Genomic DNA, 23,435 nt, shown 5'->3' with positions numbered 1-23,435 from the left:
AGCCCGACCCTTGTGGTAACGCCAAACAGCGAACTTAAGCATCGGTAAAAATTCAAATAAAAAAATCCAGCCGTGAAAGCTGGATTTTTAATATTTACTGTGAATGGCCTATGATGCGTTTTGCTTCTTAATTAAATTTAATGCAGAACCTTCATTATACCAGGCAATTTGTGCCGCGTTGTATGTGTGATTTAAAGAAATAACATCCTTTGAACCATCGGCATGAACAACCTCTAGTGTTAATGGCTTATCTGGTGCGAATTCGTTTAAATCTGTAAAATTAAAGGTATCATCTTCTTTAATTAAATCATAGTCATCTTCATTATTAAAAGTTAAGCCTAACATCCCTTGCTTTTTAAGGTTTGTTTCGTGAATACGTGCAAAAGATTTCACTATAACTGCTGCAACACCTAAATGTCTTGGCTCCATAGCGGCATGCTCACGAGAAGAACCTTCACCATAATTATGATCACCAACAACTATGGTTGGAATGCCTGCTGCTTTATAAGCTCTTGCTGTATCAGGCACACCAGCATAATCACCAGTAAGCTGATTTTTCACAAAGTTTGTTTTATCATTATATGCATTAACTGCACCAATTAAACAATTGTTAGAAATATTATCTAAATGACCACGGAAACGCAACCAAGGTCCAGCCATAGAAATATGATCTGTCGTACATTTTCCGAATGCTTTAATTAAAAGTTTAGCACCTTCAATTTTGTTTCCTATTGGCTCGAAGGGTGTTAAAAGTTGAAGCCTTTCTGAATCGTCACTTACTTTAACTTCAACATGACTGCCGTCTTTCTCTGGGGCTAAGTATCCGTTATCTTTAACCTCAAAACCTTTTGGAGGCAATTCCCATCCTGTTGGTTCTTCAAACATCACTTCTTGCCCATCTTCATTAATCAATTTATCTGTGATAGGATTGAAATCTAAACGCCCTGCAATAGCTATTGCTGCAGTTATTTCTGGTGAAGCAACAAAGGCATGTGTATTTGGGTTACCATCGGCACGTTTGGCAAAGTTTCTATTAAAAGAATGTACAATACTATTTTTTGGTGCATTTTTAGGGTCACTATATCTAGCCCATTGTCCGATACATGGTCCACAAGCATTGGTAAATATTTTAGCGTCTAACTTCTCGAATATCCCAAGAATACCATCACGATCGGCCGTATAACGTACTTGCTCTGAACCTGGATTAATTCCTAATTCAGATTTCATTTTCAGCCCTTTATCTAAAGCTTGTTGGGCGATCGAGGATGCTCTTGATAAATCTTCATAAGAAGAATTGGTACAAGACCCTATTAATCCCCACTCCACTTTTATTGGCCAATCATTTGCTTTAGCTTTTTCAGTCATTGAAGCCCCAACTTCTGTAGACAAATCTGGTGTAAACGGCCCGTTTAATAAAGGCCCTAGTTCCGTTAAATTGATTTCAATAACTTCATCAAAATATTTTTCTGGATTTGCATAGACTTCATCATCTCCAGTTAAATGCTCTTTAACTTTGTTTGCAGCATCTGCAATATCAGCTCTATCTGTAGAACGTAAATAACGTTCCATAGATTCGTCGTAACCAAATGTTGACGTTGTAGCACCGATTTCAGCACCCATGTTACAAATAGTTCCTTTTCCTGTACAAGACATCGCCGTTGCTCCAGGTCCAAAATATTCTACAATTGCTCCTGTTCCTCCTTTTACAGTAAGAATTTCAGCAACTTTTAAAATCACATCTTTTGGCGCTGTCCAACCCGATAATTTTCCAGTTAACTTAACACCAATTAATTTTGGAAATTTAAGCTCCCAAGCCATTCCGGCCATCACATCTACAGCATCGGCACCACCTACTCCAATGGCCACCATACCTAATCCTCCTGCATTTACAGTATGTGAATCTGTACCAATCATCATCCCTCCTGGGAATGCATAGTTTTCTAATACTACTTGATGAATAATTCCTGCACCAGGTTTCCAAAAGCCGATACCATATTTATTAGAAACAGATTCTAAAAATTGAAACACTTCACTACTAACGCTGTTCGCGTGTTTCAAATCTTTAGCAGCACCTTCTTTTGCTTGAATTAAGTGGTCACAATGTACCGTTGTAGGTACTGCAACCTTAGGTTTACCAGCTTGCATAAATTGCAACAATGCCATTTGGGCTGTTGCATCTTGACAAGCAATTCTATCTGGCGCAAAATCAACGTAGTCTTTTCCTCTGGTGAAAACTTTCGTTGGATTTCCATCCCATAAGTGGGAATATAATATCTTTTCTGAAAGTGTTAGCGGTTTACCTACAATCTCTCGAGCCTTATTTACACGCTCTGCCATATTGCTGTAAAGCCCTTTTATCATATCAATATCAAATGCCATAAAATAAATTTTAAGTTTGTTTAAATAATTAATACAAGGTACGAAATAAAGGAGGATTATAAAAAAAGGTTTTTTGCTCAAATGAAGTTATATTGAGCACTATCGAGAGCCTATTTAGATTTTTTATTGATAATTATCTGAAATTGAAGTAAAAAACACAAAACGAATATTCCTTTTCACAAAACTAACTTTATTTCACATTGAATTTCTTTACGATAGAACGGCCATTTTCATCCAGTGCTGTTACACTATGAAACCCTGAAGTTAAACTGATAGCGATTTCATTAAAGTTTTGAGTAGATTTTAGAAAAGTATCATCCAGATACCAATAAATTTCAGCTTCGGGGTTGGTGTGTGCGATTTTAAAAACAACCTTATTTCTTTCACCTGTAAGTCCCTTGGGTACAATTATAGTATTCGTATTTAAAGGTTCTGTAAATGCCATTACAGGAGTTTCCTCTCCATCACAACCATCTTTTAAAGGTGGTAAATATTTATAATCTGTATTATTACGTTTATAATACCAAGCCATTAAAGGAGGTAAAACGAATTGAGAAGTTTTAATCATATCATCTAACCTTTCACACGAAGCATTCACTCTATATGTTTGGTCTGTATTTAAATAAACCAACTTGTGGTACTGGCATAAATCGGTATCTAACCCTTTTGCAGGCACTTGCTTCATAGTAAACGGACAAATATCTGATGCTAATTGTCCACTTTTTGTACAAATTTTTGTTTCTAACACATCATCTAGTGGCGCTAAAAACCATTCCGATTTTGGCAATACATCGAACAAATCAAACATGACTGGTGCGGCTGCAGAAACACCGGTCATTCCTGGCCTACCCTCACCATCGGCATTGCCTACCCAAACACCAACTACATAATTTGATGTAACGCCAACACTCCAAGCATCACGGTTACCAAAACTGGTGCCGGTTTTCCAGGCTATTTCTTGAGCGGACTCGAAATAACGCCAAGAATTATCAATACCAGGTCGATTTAATTCTTTCATCGCTTCAAAACCAAAATAAATACTTCCCGCATTAAAAATTTCTTTGTCAAAATTAAAGGCTCCTAAATCTGATTGAAAATCACTGGAAAAATCTGCCTTTTGAAATTCTTTAGTATAATACTGACTTGAATTTTCATTAAAATGATTTAAAGTGCTCGCTAGGTTGCTATACGCGTTACATATGTCCCACAAATTGGATTCGCTGCCTCCAAGAATTACCGAAAGGCCGTAATGGTCTGCCCCTTTATTTATATTTGATAATTCTAATTTTTGTAAAATATCGTAAAACCTAGTCATTCCAAAGGTTTTCAACATTCTTACGGCAGGTATATTTAAAGATTTCGCCAGTGCTTCCTTGGCAGATACGGCACCTAAATATTTTAAGGTGAAATTTTCTGGCTTATAATCTCCAATTGTAGTTGGTACATCTGCTAATAACGTTTCTGGCAACAATTCTCCAGCATCCAACATAGCCATGTATAAAAATGGCTTTAAAACGCTCCCAGTACTCCTTGGCGCTAAAATGATATCAACATCTTTTTGATGCTCCTTTGTTGTGTTTGTATTACCGATATAGCTTAATACTTTTTTTCTTTTTACATCTAAAATTAATACCGCCATATTATTAACGCCATTTTCAGCTTGTAGGTTGTGATGCCTGTCAACAATTTGTAACGCTAATTCTTGTAGATGCACATCAATAGAACTTTTAACACGTTTTCCTTTTTGTGTTTTCACTATATTTTGCAGTAAATGCGGCCCTATTTGAGGTAATTTTTCAGGTTTACTAGGTATGCTTTCTTCTATTGATAACTGATAAGTAATTTCATCGATGACTTTCGCTTCTAGCAACTTTTTTAATAGTCTATTTCTTTTTTCTATAAGCGGTTCTACATTTTTACCAGGATAGAGTAAACTAGGTGCGTTAGGTAACACCGCTAATAATGCGCTTTGCCCCCATGACAATTTGTGAGGTGCTATATTAAAATAGCGCCACGATGCGGCCTCCAATCCCACCACGTTTCCTCCATAAGGTGCATTTGAAACATAAGTATTTAAAATTTCTTCTTTTGAATCTCTTAACTCCAAACGGGTGGCTAAAATGATTTCTATAATTTTCTCAAAATAAGACCGTGATTGATTCTTTCTTGATAACCGTATGACTTGCTGCGTAATGGTACTACCACCTCGAACAACTTTCCCTGCTTTTAGATTTGCACTGAAAGCCTTAAACATAGAGGCAGGATTAAAACCAGGATGTTTATAAAAATACCCATCTTCAAATTGTGTGATACAGTGCTTGAACTTATTAGGTACAGAATCTAATGTTGGAAAACGCCATTGACCATCATCTGCAATTAAAGCCCCTATTAACTGACCATCATTACTTTCTAAAATTGTAGATGTTGGCGCATTAAACATCCTATTGGGCAAGCAAAAGGCATAGATAACAACTATAACGAGCAACAAAATCGCTTTAAATTTATTTTTTAATAAATAAAATTTCAAGTGACTAAATATGCCTTTATTCATTGAAGCTATAATTTGATTTATTCGGTTACTTTAACCCATCGCCCTTGATTTCTTACAAAATAATCTTGGTCGTACATCGCTTCCGCCTGAATACCTGGTAAATAATAACTCCCTAAATAAGATGCGTTTAATAATACTTTAAATGATTTTTCTTGACCCGGTGCCATATCGAAATAAAAATTAACCCGATCATCCCTAATATCTTCATGAGTAATCGAACTATTTAAACTAGATCCCGTATTAAACCTCGAATTAACAATCTCCCAACCCGAAGGAAATAGTGCCTTTAAAGCGACATCATTTACTTTAGAACCTGTGTGATTACCCAACACAATATGTGCTACAAAATTTGTTCCTTGACTTAGGTTTGAAACATCTACATATTGTCCTGATTTATCGGTGAAAGCCATATTAACAGTCATATTCTTTTCAATTGTTTTTTCACTTCCAATTGGTAATATCCCTTCATTAATCAGCCTAACATAAATCAGGTTATCATTTTTGTTTTCAATTTTAATGGCATTATGGCCGCTATGCACCTTAAAATCATCAAGGATTACTGCTTTATTGGTTTTAACAGATTGATTTTTGCTTCCGTTAAGGTTATAAACTACGTTAATGCCTTTATTTCCGACGTAAGTCGCATATTTAGACATAGCCAACAGACAATATGAAGTCGTTTGTGTACTCATATAGTTTTTACTGGATAATTCCGAAGCGATTATGTCTGCTATCGTTTTAGCCTTTAAACTTTCTTCTAAAAGCACATAGGTTTCTAAAATCATCGCTAGATTTCGGTGTTTAGAACCATAATTACTAGTACTTGATTCTATGCCTTCTAAATCTACATTAACATCAAAATCGCGTATTAAGTCTTTCGCTACAGATTTTTTACCTGACAAGGCATAAGCTGCAGCTAATCGTAATTTAGCAATATGGTTTAATTTACCTTGATTTGCCAATTCGCGAAACCTATTCATTGAGGATTTATCGGCTTGTTTAGCTAATGCAAGTGTGTACAAACGGTATGCTTGTGCCAATTCATTACTTGAAGCACTCCAACGCTTAGCTTCTATCTCTTGGTATTTTATCCATCTTGTTTTAAAATCGAGCGGTAGAACAAATCCTTTTTTCTCTGCTTCAATTAAAAAATGTCCAACGTAACTAGTTGACCAATCGTTTGCATAATTTTGATTTTGCCAATAAGAAAAACCACCATTAGACTTTTGAAATTTAGCCAACTTATCGATAGCTTGCTGAATGTTTTTCTGAGTTTTATCCTTTTTTTCTTCAGAAATCTTAAAAACATCGTTAATATAAAGCTGAGGAAAAGCGGCAGATGTCGTTTGCTCTACGCAACCATGAGGATAAGCAATTAAATATTCTAACCTACTTGCAAAGTCGATTGAAGGAAAAGCTGAAATTTCTAATTTAGCTCCATTTGTGCCTTCAACACCAAAAGTATCGAAAGAAATGGTTTGTATTCCGTTAGGTTCAACAGCAACATCTGTAGTTTCAAGAGTTTCTGGGTTAGGGTTAAAAGCGTCTAACTCCAACTTATAAGAGGCTTTTTCGCCGTGGCCACTTACATTTATATCAATTTCACCAATACCATCTTTAAGAACTTCTACATCAAAATAGGCCATTTTCTCATCTGGACTAGAAAAATACAAGGATTTAGTAGACTTTCCTATAATCTTAAAAACATCATTAAGCTTAATAGATACATTTACATTTTTAATTTTATTTTCCATAGCAAAAACCGTTACCGGAATTCTAACTTTTTCGCCAGGAGCGACCTTTCTTGCAATAGATGCTAAAACCATTAATGGTTTACGAACCGGAGTAGATTTTTCTGAACTCCCATACGCCTCGATATCTGGATTATGCGCCACGACCATCGTTTTTACAGCGCCAATATATTTTGGTATTTTGATTTTATGTGTTTCTGTTTTTTTAGCATCCAGTTTAAACGGCCCTTGATAAATCACCACAGGTTTAAATCTGTTTGCTTTTTTATTTTTACTAGCATGAAGCATACCATCACCCCCAATACTAAAAACCTGATTAATATTCCCTCCGAAAGCACCAATAACATCATCATAAATATCCCAAGTTTTCACGCCTAAAGCTTCTTTTTGATAAAAAACATCCCAAGGATTAGGTGTTTTAAATCGCGATAAATCCAATAAACCTTCGTCTACGATTGCAATAGAATAGGTCATTGGAATTCCGTTTGCTTCGGACACTTTAATAGTAACATCTTTTTCAGGAGCTAAAACATCAGGCATCCTAATTTCTGGCTGAAGCTTTGTTTCGGGGTTTTCAACATTGATCCCAGCTAAACCAAACATACGTATAGGCAAATCGTTCTTGGTATTATTATGGTTTTGCAATAAACTAATGTTGATATAAACATTAGGCGTCATATCAGTTGTTATTGGCAGCTCAAACTTTGTATCACCTTTACCTGCCTTTACCCATAACGACTTAATAACACCCGAACCATTTTCAACAGTTACTAAAGCTCTACCAGAACCTGACGATGGAAATGTAACAAGGGCTTTCTCACCAACCTTATAATCCGTTTTATCTGTTGAAAAAGAAAGCATGGTTGCCGCTGAAGGATCACCTTTTCTAGCTTTTCCAGCCCAACCTGGCCAGTCTATAAATACTGTTTTCCCTGTTGAATGTCCAGATTCTTTATTATACACATATACTAAATAGCGCCCCCATTCTGGGTATTTTAATTCAAAATCAAAAGTACCTTTACCTTCAGAATTTGTAGAAACTGTTGTTGAGAATGCTTCGTCTCTATCTAAACTGGTATCAAAAGAAGATAAGTTGTCCTCATCTTCATTCCACCACCAATTATAATTCACTTTAAAAATAGTTACTTTTAAATCTTCAACAGCGGTTGGTTTTCCATGAGCATCTACAGTAGCTATTTCGAATTTATGTTTTGTATCGGTTAGCAACATATCTCTTGCAGCATCGCCTTTTGGTGTTAATAGTCCAACATAAGAACTGTATGAGGCATAATTTGCGGAAAAAGCATCTGTACTGAAATCGCCTCCTTCTTCATATACTTTTGAAACAAATGTCGCCTTTAGTAATCCAGGTGCGCTATTACCTGTACTTGGATGAAATGAAAATTTAGCTTTACCGTCGCTATCAATAGTATTGTTAAAAACGGTTTGTTCTTTTCCTGAAAACGTTTTTGTTGGGTCATCAAATTCATAACTAGGAAAAGCTTTAAAGTTTGTTTTTATTGAATTGAATGTTACCGTAACATCAGCCTGTAGATTTTTAGCAACAGCACCATGTAACCATGTTGCTTCGAGATCCCCATTAACCTCCTTATTCGTAATAACCTTATCAGGGATTGAAGTTTTAATTTTTAACCTATTGGGTTTAATAAATTCTATTCTTAATTTTTTAGTAAAAACAGCGCCTCCAACACTAACTTTAGCCATCCAAGACCCTGTATAACTATCGGAATATGTAGGTACTGTAAATTTGTAAAAGTTATTTAACCCATTAGTATTAACGGCTGAAAAATACAAGGAACCAGCAGGTTCAAAAACTTCTAACTTAACGGGGTGATTTTCTGGCAGCTTATTGTTTTTATCATTTAACATAAATGATAAATGCAATGTATCTCCAGGTCTCCAAACACCACGTTCACCATAAATAAAGCCTTTTAAGCCCCGTTTTAATTTGGCTCCATCCACATCAAATTTACTTACAGATAAAGCATTCCCATCATTTAACTTCACATAAGTACTTATGTTGTTTTTTGTAACAACTGCAAAATATGCCTTTGATGATGCCGGAAATGTTAATTTACCTTCAGCATCGGATTTTTGCCTACCTATTAATTGCTGTTGGTAATTATAAAATTTAACCTCGGCATCTGAAATAGGGTTTGTTGTAATAATATCACTAACTGCTATAAAATAATTATTATTACTGCCTTGCTTAACAATAACACCAATGTTTGATGCCAGTATATTGGTACTCACTTTTTTATTCCTATAATAAGAATGCTCACATGGATTCTCTGACGCTCTCCAATTGTATTCATTATCACCTTCACCATAATATGCATTATCCCAATTACTACTCGCAGCTTCTTCTTGATCGTAATTTATAACGGTTTCAATGATTTCACTATCATCTCCATTTTCACATTTAAAATTAGAATATTGCTTATTGAAACTAATCTCCACACGATAGATTGCACCTGGATCTGGATTTATTATTTCTTTTAAATCTACCGCATAGGATCTCCAATTGGATAAATCTGCCTCGTATTTAGATAGATTAATTGTTTTTTTAGCTATTGGTCTGGCCACACGTAAAAGTTCCTCACTACCTTTTAAATCATTATTTTGAAGAAACTGCAATACATTATCTTCAAAAATTTTAATAACAGTAATATCAACAGCCTTTAAATTGACAGCTTCAAAATTAAATTTGAGATTTTCTGAAGTTGGTAATATTGTACCATTTTGCAATAATTTCACCTGAGGTTTAATATCTTCAAATGTAATTTCCTTTCTTAAAGAGCGCTTAAGTTTATAGCCATATAAGTTTATAATACCACTATGTATCGTTAGTGTTTCGCTCTCTTTAATATCTCCAACATACACTCTAACCACATTATTAATAAAAGAAAAGGATAAATTATTTCTATCTCCAATCGTAATAAAACCATCTAAATTAAAGTTCTTCTTAACTGGGTCTGAAAAATTGATTTCTACGTATTTATTTTCATCAAAAACATTGATATCTATGACTTCAAAATTATTTTTTCCTGGTATGTTAAAAGTGTAATCACCTTCTGTATCAATGTCAAAATCACTTCCATCCCACTCTATTTCTATAGGACTATCTTTTTCAAAACGTTGAATACTATCTATTATAAATTTAAAATAATGCCCTTCTACTTGCTCCGTTAGTATTTTTATTGGCAACGATTTTCCTTTTTGTTTTACTGTAATAAGTTTTTCTGCAATAGCCTTCAAAATATTATCGCTAGCGCGTAATGTGCCATTTAAATATTGCCAATCTCTAGAATAGCTTTCTAAATTATTAGTGATGACTTGAAAATCTTGTTTTATGGTTTTTATATCAAAAACAAAGGTTTTATAATCATTGCTAACGTCCTGTACTGCGCCTAGATCTAATTTAAAAGTGTATCTAGTATCTGAATCAAATTTTTTTTCTGGAATAAAAGCTATAGTTCTATTGTTTAATGCGACAACTTTACCGGGTACTTTAGGAGATACTTTTAAGATACTATTATCAAGTTCTACTTCCGATGAGATATCTTTCATAGGACTCATTAAAACAACTTTAATATCTGCTTTTGCAGACACAACCCCAGATGTTACTTCAAAGATATAATCTTTAAATTTTTGAATATTATTAAGGGTGTCATTAGATTCGTCTTTGCACCCTGATAAAACTAGGATTGCTAATATTAAGATTCTTGAGAAATATTTCATGAATTATGGTTAGGTTGGTTGTTAATAGATCAGACAAATAAAAAACAAATAATGTCCTTCTTTATTAAAGCTGGCAAAAATATGAAAAATCTTTTCAACTATAAGATTATAGCTACAAATAATATTTTTAAAAACTGTAAATTAGACAAGTACCATTTTTCCCAAGCATAAAAAACAGAGAACTAGCAAAATAGCAATGAATCCTTACTAACTAAAAGCATAAAAAAAGCCTGAGCAAAAACTCAGGCTTCTAATTTATAATAATATAATCTATGTATTATACTGCTAATAACTTACTTGAAGGTTTAAACTTCGTTAAGTTAATGCCTTTTACTGCAGCTTGATATTCTTCTAAATTAGGTGTTCTTCCTAAAATTGTAGATAAAACTACTACTGGCGTTGAAGATAATAAAGACTCACCTTTTTTCTCACCAGAATCTTTTACAACTCTTCCTTGGAATAAACGTGTAGAAGTAGCCATAACCGTATCACCTGGTTCTGCTTTTTCTTGGTTACCCATACAAAGGTTACAACCAGGACGCTCTAAGTACAACATGTTTTCATATTTAGTACGTGCCGCAGCCTTAGGATCGTTATCGTCAAACTCAAATCCTGAATAGCGTTGTAATACTTCCCAATCGCCTTCAGCTTTCAATTCATCTACAATATTATAAGTTGGAGGAGCCACTACTAACGGCGCCTTAAATTCAACTTTACCTTGTAAAGCTTCAATGTTTTTCAACATTTGAGCTAAGATTTGCATGTCTCCTTTGTGCACCATACAAGATCCGATAAAACCTAAATCTACTTGTTTCGTTCCGCCGTAGAAAGATAATGGTCTAATCGTATCATGCGTATAACGTTTAGAAACGTCATCATTATTTACATCTGGATCAGCAATCATTGGTTCTTCAATCTTTTCAAGATCGATCTCAACTTCAGCAAAATATTTAGCATTCGCATCTGGAGCTAAAGCTGGTTTTTCACCAGATTTAATCTCTGCAATTCGCTTATCTGCAATAGCAATTAAACCTTTAAGAACGTCCAATTTATTGTCCATTCCTTTATCAATCATGATTTGGATTCTGCTCTTAGCAATTTCTAATGATTCGATTAAAGTTTCGTCTTCAGAAATACAGATAGACGCTTTTGCTTTCATCTCTGCTGTCCAATCTGTAAACGTAAATGCTTGATCGGCAGTAAGTGTACCTAAGTGCACTTCAATAATTCTACCTTGGAAAACGTTATCTCCACCAAATTGAGCAAGCATTTGTTGTTGTGTTGCGTGAACCACATCACGGAAATCCATATAAGGCTTCATTTCACCTTTAAAAGTTACTTTAACCGATTGTGGAATTGGCATTGAAGCTTCACCTGTAGCAAGTGCTAAAGCAACCGTTCCTGAATCTGCACCAAAAGCAACACCTTTAGACATTCTTGTATGTGAATCACCACCAATAATAATAGCCCAATCATCTACTGTAATATCATTAAGCACCTTGTGAATTACATCGGTCATTGGTTTGTACTTATGCTCTGGATCACGAGCAGTAATTAAACCAAAGTCATTCATAAATTTCATTAATCTAGGAATGTTTGCTTTCGATTTATTATCCCAAACTGAAGCCGTATGACATCCAGATTGGTAAGCACCATCAACAATTGGAGAAATAATAGTCGCTGCCATCATCTCTAATTCTTGAGAAGTCATTAACCCAGTAGTATCTTGAGAACCTACAATATTAACTTCAACACGAACATCAGACCCCGTATGTAAAACTTTACCAGGTGTTGTTCCAACCGCATTTTTATTGAATATTTTTTCAACAGCAGTAAGTCCTTGTCCTTCAATAGAAATTTCTTTTGAAGGCGCGTAAACTGGTACGACATCAATACCTAATACTTTAGAAGCAAAAGTTTGAAGTTTTTTACCGAAAACTACGGCATAAGACCCACCAGCTTTAATAAATTCAGCTTTTTGAGGTGTTAATGATGCCGAAATATCCATTAATTCCTGATCACCATTATATAATTTTTTCTCTTTTGTATTTACTGTAAGCACCGTTCCAGTTGCAACAGAATATGCTTCTTCTAAAACAGGATCTCCATTTTCATCACGAATTACGTTTCCTTCAGCATCTGTTTTCTTAACCCAGTTTTTAAGGTCAATTCCAATACCTCCAGTTACACCAACGGTTGTTAAGAAAATTGGTGAAATTCCGTTAGTTCCAGCAATAATTGGAGCGATATTAATAAATGGCACATATGGGCTCGCTTTTTTACCAGTCCATAAAGCTACATTGTTCACACCTGACATTCTTGATGAACCAACCCCCATGGTACCTTTCTCGGCAATTAACATCACACGTTTATCTGGATGTTTTGCTTGTAAAGCTTTTAATTCGGCTTGTTGTTCTTTGTTGTGCTCAAAGATACACTGCCCGTGAAGTTCACGATCTGATCTTGAATGCGCATCACCACCTGGAGATAATAAATCTGTAGAGATATCACCTACTCCAGCAATAAATGTTACGATTTCTATTTCCTCTTCAATTTCTGGAAGTTTAGTAAAAAATTCTGCTTTAGCATAACTTTCAATAAGTTCTTTCGCTATTGCACTACCTTCGTTGTATGCTTTTTCTAAACGTGCCATATCGGCTTCATATAAGAAAACTTGAGTCTTTAAAACTTCAGCGGCATCTTTTGCAATAGCAGCGTCATCGCCTAGCGCTAAATCTAAAAGCACCTCAATAGACGGTCCGCCTTTCATGTGTCCTAGTTGCTCAAGAGCAAAAGCAGGAGTGATTTCCTTTACAACCGATTCTCCTAGAATGATTTCTTTTAAAAACTTAGCTTTTACACCAGCAGCACTAGTTGTTCCTGGTAAAACATTATAGATAAAAAAGTTTAGAGAATCTTCTCTATACTGGTTATCTAAATCTTTAATTTGCTCAATAATGTTATTGAGTAATTCAGCACCATCAATAGGCTTAGGGTGAAGACCTTGTTCTTTTCTTTCTTCAATCTCCTTGATGTAATCGTTATAAGTGTTCATATAATAGAATTAATTCTGGTTCGGTATTAAATTTCGCTTAAAGTCCAGTAGATACAGGACTATAATTTTCTCAACTTAACTTTAAAATTTGATAACAACTTTTTGAGTGTTTTACACTAGTTAAGTCATGCGAAATGCCGCAAATAATTTTCGGCTTCGCAAAGTACAAAATTAAAAGCTTATTTTTAAAAGGAATTTGGGTAATACGACGTCTAATAATATCAAATTATTATTGTGACATAATTCCTTAAAATGATTTAATTTTTACTATTTATTTTGAGCTAAAATTGAATATTTGACAAGTCCTTAACTAAAAAATGCCCTTGTGATATATTGAAAACCATTACTAATAAAGGTATTTAACCAAAATAGAATAGTAATCTAAAGAAATATGTAAGTCTTTTCCGTTTTTAGAACACTAAAATAAGCTTCTAATAATTTGTTCTTCGGAAACACCTTCCGCCTCGGCTTTGTAGTTTTTTATGATTCTATGTCTTAAAATACCATAAGCGACCGCTTGAACATTTTCAATGTCTGGAGAAAATTTCCCTTGAATAGCAGCATGTGTTTTTGCTGCAAGAATTAAATTTTGAGACGCTCTTGGTCCTGCCCCCCAATCGATAAATTTTTCAACTAATTCTGGAGCAGTTTCTCCATTTGGTCTTGTTTTTCCAACTAACGACACTGCATATTCGATAACATTATCTGCTACAGGAATTCTTCTAATTAAATGTTGAAAATCAACAATCTGTTGGGCTGAAAACAATGCGTTAACTGTAATATTATTATCGGTAGTTGTTGATTTTACAACCTGAACTTCTTCATCGAAAGTTGGATAATCCAGATTAATCGCAAACATAAAACGATCTAATTGCGCTTCTGGTAAAGGGTATGTTCCTTCCTGCTCAATCGGGTTCTGTGTTGCCAACACAAAATAAGGCAAGTTTAATTTATAATGATTCCCAGCTACAGTAACAGCGCGTTCTTGCATCGCTTCTAATAAAGCTGCTTGGGTTTTTGGAGGCGTTCTATTAATCTCATCTGCTAAAATAATATTTGAAAAAATAGGGCCTTTAATGAATTTAAAACGTCGGTCTTCATCAAGGATCTCACTACCTAAAATATCACTAGGCATTAAATCTGGCGTAAACTGTATGCGTTTAAAATCAAGACCTAAAGCTTGGGCAATGGTATTTACCATTAAGGTTTTTGCTAAACCAGGTACGCCTATTAGTAAGGAATGCCCGCCAGAGAAAATAGAAATTAAAATTTGAGTAACAACTTCATCTTGGCCAATGATAACTTTTCCAATTTCAGTTTTTAAACTCTTAAATTGCTTGACAAATGATTCTATTGCTGCTACGTCTGACATACTTTATTTTTTTAACCAATTTCCTTTAAAATCACAATCCCTATACTTTCCTGTAATTTTAATATAAGTATCTAAAATATGTTCTTTTTGCCATTGATCAATAGCTTTTATTTTTTTCTCGTCAAGCGCTAATTCCTTAATTTTTAAATAATCTCTTCCGTAATCTGCTTTATGCTCGTCAACTCTATCTGTAATTTTTAAAATTTTAAATTTCACTTTCCCAGTTCTATCTTCCTCTCTTAAAACCAAACTAAGCTCATCATCTTTTAGGTTTTGAATTTGAGAATACAATTCAGGATCCATTCTTGTTAGTTCAAAATTATAATCTTGTGTGGTTGGGTTTATTAATTGTCCGCCATCATTTTTAGTTTCCTTTTCATCACTCACTTCTCTTGCTGCATCTGCAAAAGAAATTTCACCATCAATAATCCTTTTTCTCACTTTCTCTAAACGATCTTTTGCTTCAGCAACAGCTTTATCAGAAACTTTAGGTATTAAAAGGATATGTGCCACATCATATTCTTGTCCTCTAATTTTTTCGAGCATAATAATATGGTAACCATAATCGGTTGCAAACGGTTCAGAGATCTGACCTTCCTCTAAAGAAAAAGCCACTTGTCTAAATTCCTTTACCATTTTAGGTTTCTTCTTATTTAAAGTGTACTTCCCTCCTTTACTTGCCGATCCTGGATCATCTGAATACAATACCGCTTTAGAGCGAAAACTTGCACCGTTAATTTCGATATCCGATTTAAACCCGTTTAAACGGTCTATAATTTTTTGCTTTTCTTCTTCGGAAACTTGTGGTTCTGCAACAATTTGCGCCACTTTAAGTTCTGTTCCAAAAGTAGGGCGATCCTCCTCTTCGATGTTATTAAAAAACGTTCTTACCTCTTCTGGGGTAATTTCAACACTTTCAACGATATGAGCTTGCATTTTTTGAGCTAACTCATTCGCCTTATTAATTTCGAACATATCTTCTCTAAAACTTTTCTCATCTTCCTTATTATAGAATTCTAAAAGTTTCTCCATAGAACCATTTGTTTGCTGTAAAAACTGTTCTATTTGATAATCAACATTTCTTCTAATTTCAGCATCAGAAACAGGAATACTATCTTGAATCGCATGGTGCGCATAAAGTTTACGCTCCAACATTAACCCAAACAATTCGCAATCTTCTATTCCATCAACAGAGCCACCAGCGGCCTTAATTTGTTCTCTTTCCTTATTAATATCAGAGTCTAAAACAATATAATTACCAACTACAGCGGCCACACCATCAACTTTCCTTGCATTTTGAGTTTTAATCGTGTCCACTTTTTTAACCACATCCTGCTCCACTTCATCTTCAATGATTTCCTGTGCAGACACTACGCCCACAAAAAAGAACGTCATGCTTAAAACCAATATATGTTTCAAATTATTTATAAATTTCAAATTGTTTATTTTTAATGGCATCTTTTGTGATATCTTTTTCTAACTCTTTTATTAATTCAAGCTTGCGTTTGTTAATTACTATTTGATCAATAGTTGGCTTAACATACTCTAACGGTGCGGTGTTATTACGTAATAACACATCGTTAATTTGCATCAAATATACTCCTAATGAATCTTTGAGTTGTATAAAATTAGATTTTTTTAACAGTTCATCTTTATTTTCAGAATTTACTGCTGGAATTTTATTTATAACCTGACTTAATTTTATCCAGATGGAATCATTTAATGAATAGGATTTAAACTGTATTGATATGGAATCTAACAGGTTTTTATCTTGTCTATCGTACCTCTGAAAACGCTCCTTAATATCGCTATAATTGATAATATTTTCATCAACATTAATGTATCTGAACTTAATAAGTTCTTCATTTAATTTGAAAATATCTTTATTAGTTTTATAATAACTATCAGCTTCTTCTAACGTGACTAAAGTATCTACACTTCGTTTTACCAGTGCTTCAATATAAGCTTTTATGTATAAATCATTTTTATATTGCACAATGAGTTTATTGAAAGCGTCTTGCTTTTCCTGACTTAAATTTAACATCGCACCATCAACCAAAAGCTGTTGTGTTGCCCAACGGTTTATAAAATTATGAACAATTAAGGTACTATCCGTTTTAGAAGCCCCTTCAGGCACTAATCCTTTAATATCATCATGATATAAATAACTAGTATTAACACGTGCCAAAGCATCAATCTCTTCCGATTTATTGAAATAATCGCAGGACACCATTAAACTAACTAATACTATACTAATTACTATACGCACACTTTTTATTTAAGTTGTTCTTTTACTTTTTTGAAAACATCTTGATTCACAGTTACCTCGTATTTTGTCGATAACTCATCAATCCATTTTTCTTCTTTTACGGCCTGATAATCATTAACAACTTGCCCCTGAGCTTCCTCAAAAGTTTTTTGTTTTTCAGGAAACACCTCGTTTACTACAACGACTACATAACCATCATTATGCTTAAATATTTTGGAAACACCTTTCTTAAACTCAAAATCTTTTGGAAGCCCTTGATGATCGGCTTCAACGACATCTGATGTAAAGATAATTTCAATAATATCATTAGTATTAACTTCGGACTTAATAGTTTCTAAATCCTTATTTTCTTCTAATAATTTAGATACTTTTTTTAGTGTTTTTTTCTTGGGTGAAGCTGCTATTATCGCGTCAATACGCTCTGGAAAAAAATAATCTTCTTTATGCGTCTCATAGTAATTTTTAATAGCAACAGAATCTGTTTGGGCTGTGTTCCAAATCGTGCTTTCCATTAGTTCAAACAATAACAAACCGTCCCTATATTCGTGCACTACGGAAGCATATTCTGAATTCTCAGTTTCTAAATTTTCCTCCTGATAAGTTATTAAATTATTTTTCAGAAAAGATTGATACTTTTCATCTACCAAAGTACTAATTGGTATTTGCTTTCTTGATTGACGTTGGGTTTCGAGTAAGTAATCTCCAAAATCCTTATAATTAATTTGTTTTTTACCGATAGTGAGCATTGGTTTTTCTGAAATAAAATCACTTGGTAATTTCCAAGAGTTTTTAAAATAATCGTCATTTAAAATAGACTCAAAATAGGATAACGATAATTGCTCATCACTAATACCATACTTTGCTTTCAAGTTATCCACAAGTGCCTGATCAATTAACTTAGACCTTGAGTCGCGCTGAACTTTGGTAATTAACTCAGGTTTCATAGTTTCAAAATTAGGTACAAGCTTTATATCATATAACTTTACAATATGCCAACCGAATTGCGTTTGAAATGGTTTTGAAATATCTCGAACCTTTTCTAAACTAAAGGCGACATTTTCAAATTCTTGAGCACTTAATTGCCCTCTACTAAAAGCCCTTAATTTACCTCCTTTAGGCGCCGAATTTTTATCTTCTGAAAATTGTTTGGCTAAAGCTTCAAATGCTTCACCTTGATTTATTTTAGCATAGATTTCATTGATTCTTTCTTCTGCTTTATTCACAATTGAATCGTTAGCATCGCTGTTAGCCATAATCATGATATGCCCTACTTCGCGCTCACCTTCAGATTTTCTTTTGTCAATTACATTTAAAATGTGATATCCAAATCGTGTTCTAAACGGCATAGAAATTCCTCCTACAGGTGTATTGTAAGCAACAGATTCAAACTCGTAAACCATTTTGAAACCAGAAAAATAACCTAAAGTTTCTCCATAAACTGTTTTTCCGTTATGAACTTCCTTTCTAACCTCTTCAAATCCTTCGTTTAACGTTCTTTCCCGTAATTTTAAAATTTGATTGTAGGCCGCTATAGTGTCTTGCGGACTAGCATTTTCAGAAACTTTTACTAGGATGTGATTCGCGTTTACATCGTAAGTCATGCGTTCGTAGGCCTCTTCAACCAAGGCATCGGTAACTTTCGAATCTGATAGGTAACTTTTAGCAAGTTGTTTTTTATAACTTTCTAGTTCCTTTTGGTAGCCAGGCTTTTCGTGAAAACCCAAACTTCTGGCCTCTTTAATCTTCAGCTTATAATTGGTAAAAAGCTTTAAATATTCATCTACATCTTTTTGCGATTCGTCTTGAACCAAATCTAAATTCTTCTGATAAACTCTAATAAATTCGGAAGCATACACAGAATCACTCCCTACGGTAAATAAAACAGCTTCTTTTGAAGATTGTGCTACTGCACTAAAAACGACCAATAAAGAAAGAAATGTGAAAAAATGTTTGATTTTCATGGAGTCAAAAATATTTTAAAAGATACAAAAATAGCAATATAAACGTATCTCACAAGTTGTTTAATGAACGTTTGAATACAACTTATATTTCACCTTGTTTTATAAATTCTAAACCTAATATTTATGTACTTTTACCCTGCAATTTAATAAAAGCTTCAGATGCGCAAACTCAAACTTATTTGGGACTTTCATGGGCCTAACGCCGAGAAAACAGCAGAACACCATAACATTCACTTAAAGGACTATATTAAACTGGAAAATCTTGATATTTCAATAACTGGAGTTTCAAACCTTAGTGATATGCATAGCATCGCCTTTTTAGTGGTAAATGAAAGCGAAATGAAACCAATTCGTGACGCCTTAAAACCGCATCGCGGACAAGTTTATTCGGAGGAATAAAACAATTAGGTTTAATTTACTTTGGAAACTGTCGTTTAATATTCCTAATAATATCTTCTAAACCATTAAGTTTTAATTCGTATACCTGTTCTAACATCACGCCAAGTTTCCCTTTAGGAAAACCTTTACTGTGATACCACACCACATAATATTCTGGTAAATCGATTAAGAAACGATCTTTATATTTACCAAAAGGCATTTTTGTATGCGCTAAATCTATAAGAAATTGTTTATCTGGAAGCATCGGTTTATTATTTGAAAGTTAAAATTTAGAAGAATTAATCTCCCACTTTAACAATCGTTAAATTCTCATGCTTTACCAAGTAAGCCGAATCATTATAATACCCTCCCATATACTGCTTTTTATAGGCGAATTTATTCTCTACATATTCAGTTAATGGCGCTTGCATTGTTGACATATATAGATCCTTTGAAGAAGCTAAACGTAGTCCGATGTCCATGGTTAAATCGAAACCTTTTACAGCCCTTTTACTTGGAATGGTTTTATATTGTTTCTTATAAGATTTCACAAAAGAAATGTTATCAGTTTCATTATATTCTTTAGATCCTGAGGCAAAGTGAAATTGTAATTTAGACAAGTGGGTGTTATTAATTTGATCACCCTCAAACGCAGAGTTTATATTGGTTGTCACCAAAATAATTTCAATCCCTTCTTGTTTTAATTCCGGATCTGCTTTACGAATTAAAGACGCCAAAATACTGGTAATATTAGAAGCAAAACCTTCATTATTGGTTTCTAAAAACACAAAGTTTTTCCCTGGTTTTAAACCTTTACTAACCACTTCTCGAGTTGCAAAGAATTCATCTTTTCCTTTTTTGTCTTTTCTAGAATGCACTTCACTTGCCGTAGGAAAATCTTGTTTTAATGAATTGGCTACAGCTGAATTTTTAGAATCTGATACAATAAGCACGTTATAATTAATCGTATCTGATTTCACAAAATTTATGATCTTCTTTTTCAATAATTCATCTGAAGGTCGCGACTGAAATACATTATCTCTTAACTTTAAATTTAAACCAATCGGTGAAACCACAGGAACATGATTTGCATTCAGTTCTGAAGCCACTTTATCAAAACACAGTGATGTTAGCGGCCCAATAACAGCATCCACATCTTTAAAGTTGTTCTTCTGAATTATATTAGAAACTTCTCCAACTGAATTCTTTGTATCATAAACATCTACTTTTAAAGAAATTCCAAGTTTTTTTAGAGAATCGATTGCTACTAAAACACCTGAATAAAAATCTAAAGAAGCATTTAAATAAGGGTCACTACTAATACTCTTTTTTGTATTTGTAATAGAATCAAAGTCAACACGATTTAACCTGAAGGGTAACATAATTGCTAAACGCTTTGTTTTACGATCAGAAATACTATCAACAAGGTTTACTTTTTCAGCGACCGAACCACCAACTATTGCGGGTATATCTTCAGAAAAAGGAATTTTTAAAATCATTCCTGACTTTAACCCTGTTTCAGCTAAACCTGGATTAAGTGCCTCAATTTCAGATTGCTCTAAATTCAGCTTTAATTTCAGCCTATAAAAACCTTCTTTTGGTAAAACTTTGTAATAACTGTATTTTTCATCAATTTCTTTCTCTTCAGAATCCTCTACATTTGGCACATTTAAAACTTGACCTTCTTTTAAAACCTCTCCCATATCTGGGTTTAAAGTTTCCAATTCTTTTAATGTAATGCCAAATTTATAAGCTACTCGCCATTTCCCTTCCTTTGGCAGCACGGTATACGTTTTCGTTGGACTAACTTCCTCTACTACTTTTACTGTTTTATAAACAGGGATATCAATTTTATCACCTTTTCGTAAAGGGCTGGAATACAAAAAAGTGTTATATTTTTTTATATCAGCTTCTTCAACATCATACATTTTGGCTAAACTGTACAAGGTTTCTTTTCGTTTTACACGATGGGGCTTAAGTTTTTCAAATTCCCTGGTAACTGTAGTAGTTGTCTCGGGCTTTTCAGCTTTAGAAATAGGAATAATTAAGATCGTATTCGGTTTTAAACCTTTTTTGGCATCTGGATTTAACTTATAAATTTCTGAAGTTGGAACGTAATAACGTTTTGCTAACCCTTCTACGGTTTCGCCTTCTTTTACGTTATGTGTGCTAAAATTTTGAGCCTTAACACAAGTAAAACTAAACACAAAAACCAGTACTAATAATATTCTATTCATAGTTTGTTATAATCTGCTGAGATAAATATAATAAAACGCTAATAAGTTCGCGGTATTACATTAATTTAAAATAAAAAAAAAGGATGCCATAAACATCCTTTTTCATTTATCATATAGTATGCCAAAACCAAAATTATGTATTTAATCCTTAAACACAAAATTTAATGGTTATAGTCAATATCTTATTCCCATTCAATGGTAGCTGGTGGTTTAGAGCTAATATCGTAAACAACTCTATTAACACCTTTTACCTTATTAATGATGTCATTTGATGTTTTTTGTAAAAACTCATAAGGTAAATTTACCCAGTCGGCAGTCATACCATCAGTACTTTCTACAGCTCTAAGCGCGACACATTTTTCATAGGTACGCTCATCGCCCATAACCCCAACACTGTTTACCGGAAGCAACATCGCCCCAGCTTGCCAAACTTTATCGTATAGCCCCCAAGATTTAAGTCCGTTAATAAAAATAGCATCAACCTCTTGAAGGATACGTACTTTTTCAGCAGTAATATCTCCTAGAATACGAATCCCTAAACCTGGACCAGGAAATGGATGACGCCCTAGCAATTCAGGATCAATTCCTAAAGTGGCTCCAACACGTCTTACCTCATCTTTAAAGATTGCTCTTAAAGGTTCAACGATTTTAAGTTTCATAAAATCTGGTAAGCCCCCTACATTATGGTGACTTTTTATAGTTGCTGAAGGGCCTCCTGTAGCAGAAACACTTTCAATAACATCTGGATAAATGGTTCCTTGAGCTAACCACTTAACATCTTCTAATTTATGGGCCTCATCATCAAAAACTTCAATAAAAGCATTTCCGATAGCCTTACGTTTTAATTCTGGATCTTCAAGTCCTTTTAAAGCTAGGAGAAAACGATCGGAAGCATCTACTCCCTTTACATTAAGTCCCATACCTTCGTATTGCTTTAAAACACTTTCAAATTCGTTTTTACGAAGTAAGCCGTTATTTACGAAAATACAATATAAATTATCGCCAATAGCTTTGTTTAAAAGTACAGCAGCGACGGTAGAATCTACACCTCCTGAAAGTCCTAAAACAACTTTATCACTACCAACTTTTTCTTGAATGGCTTCAACAGTTTCTTCAACAAACGAATCTGGTGTCCAATCTTGCTGAAGTCCAGCAATACTCACTAAAAAGTTTTCTAATAATTGTTTCCCATCTGTAGAGTGATATACTTCTGGGTGAAATTGAATCGCGTAAGTTTCCTCGCCATCAATTCTATATGCTGCATTTTCCACATCGTGAGTACTTGCAATTAAAACACCATTTTCAGGAAGTTTTTTAATCGTATCACTGTGGCTCATCCAAACTTGGCTTCCCGTATGGATATGTGCAAAAAATGGCTCGTTATTTTTGATAAACGATAAGTTAGCACGACCATATTCTCTTGTGTTTGATGGTGCGACTTCCCCGCCTGAAAAATGTGCCAAATATTGTGCGCCATAACAAACAGCTAGCATTGGTTTAACACCTCTAATCTCTGATAATTCAGGATGTAAAGCATCTTCTCCTCTTACTGAGTTTGGGCTACCAGAAAGAATTACAGCTTTGTATTCTTCTAAGTTGCTTGGAATTTTATTAAATGGATGTATTTCGGAGTAAATGTTGAGTTCTCTAACTCGACGAGCAATAAGCTGCGTGTATTGCGATCCGAAGTCTAAAATTAGTACCTTATCATGTTGCATGC

12 protein-coding genes are annotated in these 23,435 nt (G+C 34.0%); 1 reads left to right on the top strand and 11 read right to left on the bottom strand.

The annotated features are described in order from the left end of the window. Window positions 1-108: 108 nt before the first annotated feature. The 8 genes from Q4566_RS02235 to Q4566_RS02200 all read right to left on the bottom strand — a co-directional run bounded on the left by Q4566_RS02235 (window position 109) and on the right by Q4566_RS02200 (window position 19,100). Window positions 109-2,379 carry an aconitate hydratase gene (locus Q4566_RS02235; protein ID WP_303417809.1) on the bottom strand — a complete coding sequence of 757 codons (2,271 nt, stop codon included), beginning with the start codon at window positions 2,377-2,379 and terminating at the stop codon, window positions 109-111. Window positions 2,380-2,569: 190 nt separating this feature from the next. Next, the gene (pbpC, locus tag Q4566_RS02230) at window positions 2,570-4,930 is read right to left on the bottom strand and encodes a penicillin-binding protein 1C (protein ID WP_303417807.1); all 2,361 of its coding nucleotides are present in this window, start codon (window positions 4,928-4,930) and stop codon (window positions 2,570-2,572) included. A gap of 17 nt (window positions 4,931-4,947) precedes the next feature. Further along, window positions 4,948-10,443 (bottom strand): alpha-2-macroglobulin, encoded by a 5,496-nt coding sequence (locus tag Q4566_RS02225; RefSeq protein WP_303417805.1) that lies wholly within the window; start codon window positions 10,441-10,443, stop codon window positions 4,948-4,950. Window positions 10,444-10,720: 277 nt separating this feature from the next. Further along, window positions 10,721-13,498, bottom strand: coding sequence for a bifunctional aconitate hydratase 2/2-methylisocitrate dehydratase (locus Q4566_RS02220; protein WP_303417803.1), 2,778 nt, complete (start codon window positions 13,496-13,498; stop codon window positions 10,721-10,723). Window positions 13,499-13,916: 418 nt separating this feature from the next. Then, complete coding sequence (locus Q4566_RS02215; RefSeq protein WP_303417801.1) at window positions 13,917-14,870, bottom strand: MoxR family ATPase; 954 nt, start codon at window positions 14,868-14,870, stop codon at window positions 13,917-13,919. Window positions 14,871-14,873: 3 nt separating this feature from the next. Continuing rightward, window positions 14,874-16,328 carry a peptidylprolyl isomerase gene (locus Q4566_RS02210; RefSeq protein WP_303417799.1) on the bottom strand — a complete coding sequence of 485 codons (1,455 nt, stop codon included), beginning with the start codon at window positions 16,326-16,328 and terminating at the stop codon, window positions 14,874-14,876. Next, window positions 16,291-17,139 carry a peptidyl-prolyl cis-trans isomerase gene (locus tag Q4566_RS02205; protein WP_303417797.1) on the bottom strand — a complete coding sequence of 283 codons (849 nt, stop codon included), beginning with the start codon at window positions 17,137-17,139 and terminating at the stop codon, window positions 16,291-16,293. Before Q4566_RS02205 ends, Q4566_RS02210 begins: the two co-directional genes overlap by 38 nt. Before the next feature lie 5 nt (window positions 17,140-17,144). After that, entirely contained in the window at window positions 17,145-19,100 is a 1,956-nt protein-coding gene (locus Q4566_RS02200) for a peptidylprolyl isomerase (RefSeq protein WP_303417795.1), read from the bottom strand. A 159-nt stretch (window positions 19,101-19,259) separates the two neighbouring features. On the opposite strand from Q4566_RS02200, the gene Q4566_RS02195 reads away from it, so the two are divergent. Further along, complete coding sequence (locus tag Q4566_RS02195) at window positions 19,260-19,499, top strand: hypothetical protein (RefSeq protein ID WP_303417793.1); 240 nt, start codon at window positions 19,260-19,262, stop codon at window positions 19,497-19,499. A 16-nt stretch (window positions 19,500-19,515) separates the two neighbouring features. Here Q4566_RS02195 and Q4566_RS02190 read toward each other — a convergent pair whose 3' ends face one another. The 3 genes from Q4566_RS02190 to guaA all read right to left on the bottom strand — a co-directional run bounded on the left by Q4566_RS02190 (window position 19,516) and on the right by guaA (window position 23,433). Then, window positions 19,516-19,743 carry a DUF3820 family protein gene (locus Q4566_RS02190; protein ID WP_216068329.1) on the bottom strand — a complete coding sequence of 76 codons (228 nt, stop codon included), beginning with the start codon at window positions 19,741-19,743 and terminating at the stop codon, window positions 19,516-19,518. A gap of 34 nt (window positions 19,744-19,777) precedes the next feature. Next, on the bottom strand, window positions 19,778-21,715 hold the full coding sequence (locus Q4566_RS02185) for a LysM peptidoglycan-binding domain-containing protein (RefSeq protein ID WP_303417791.1): 1,938 nt from the start codon (window positions 21,713-21,715) through the stop codon (window positions 19,778-19,780). Window positions 21,716-21,897: 182 nt separating this feature from the next. Beyond that, the gene (gene guaA, locus Q4566_RS02180) at window positions 21,898-23,433 is read right to left on the bottom strand and encodes a glutamine-hydrolyzing GMP synthase (RefSeq protein ID WP_303417789.1); all 1,536 of its coding nucleotides are present in this window, start codon (window positions 23,431-23,433) and stop codon (window positions 21,898-21,900) included. Window positions 23,434-23,435 lie beyond the last annotated feature (2 nt).

Origin of the sequence: Tamlana sp. 2_MG-2023 (assembly GCF_030548465.1) — a bacterium.
GTDB lineage: Bacteria > Bacteroidota > Bacteroidia > Flavobacteriales > Flavobacteriaceae > Pseudotamlana.
The sequence above is the reverse complement of the archived record's forward strand: the minus strand, read 5'-3'. Positions and strand labels throughout refer to the sequence as shown.

Coding starts and splice junctions, on each gene's coding strand:
- Q4566_RS02235 (WP_303417809.1), bottom strand. CDS start 2,379: ATGGCATTTGATATTGATATGATAAAAGGGCTTTACAGCAATATGGCA.
- pbpC (WP_303417807.1), bottom strand. CDS start 4,930: ATGAATAAAGGCATATTTAGTCACTTGAAATTTTATTTATTAAAAAAT.
- Q4566_RS02225 (WP_303417805.1), bottom strand. CDS start 10,443: ATGAAATATTTCTCAAGAATCTTAATATTAGCAATCCTAGTTTTATCA.
- Q4566_RS02220 (WP_303417803.1), bottom strand. CDS start 13,498: ATGAACACTTATAACGATTACATCAAGGAGATTGAAGAAAGAAAAGAA.
- Q4566_RS02215 (WP_303417801.1), bottom strand. CDS start 14,870: ATGTCAGACGTAGCAGCAATAGAATCATTTGTCAAGCAATTTAAGAGT.
- Q4566_RS02210 (WP_303417799.1), bottom strand. CDS start 16,328: ATGCCATTAAAAATAAACAATTTGAAATTTATAAATAATTTGAAACAT.
- Q4566_RS02200 (WP_303417795.1), bottom strand. CDS start 19,100: ATGAAAATCAAACATTTTTTCACATTTCTTTCTTTATTGGTCGTTTTT.
- Q4566_RS02195 (WP_303417793.1), top strand. CDS start 19,260: ATGCGCAAACTCAAACTTATTTGGGACTTTCATGGGCCTAACGCCGAG.
- Q4566_RS02190 (WP_216068329.1), bottom strand. CDS start 19,743: ATGCTTCCAGATAAACAATTTCTTATAGATTTAGCGCATACAAAAATG.
- Q4566_RS02185 (WP_303417791.1), bottom strand. CDS start 21,715: ATGAATAGAATATTATTAGTACTGGTTTTTGTGTTTAGTTTTACTTGT.
- guaA (WP_303417789.1), bottom strand. CDS start 23,433: ATGCAACATGATAAGGTACTAATTTTAGACTTCGGATCGCAATACACG.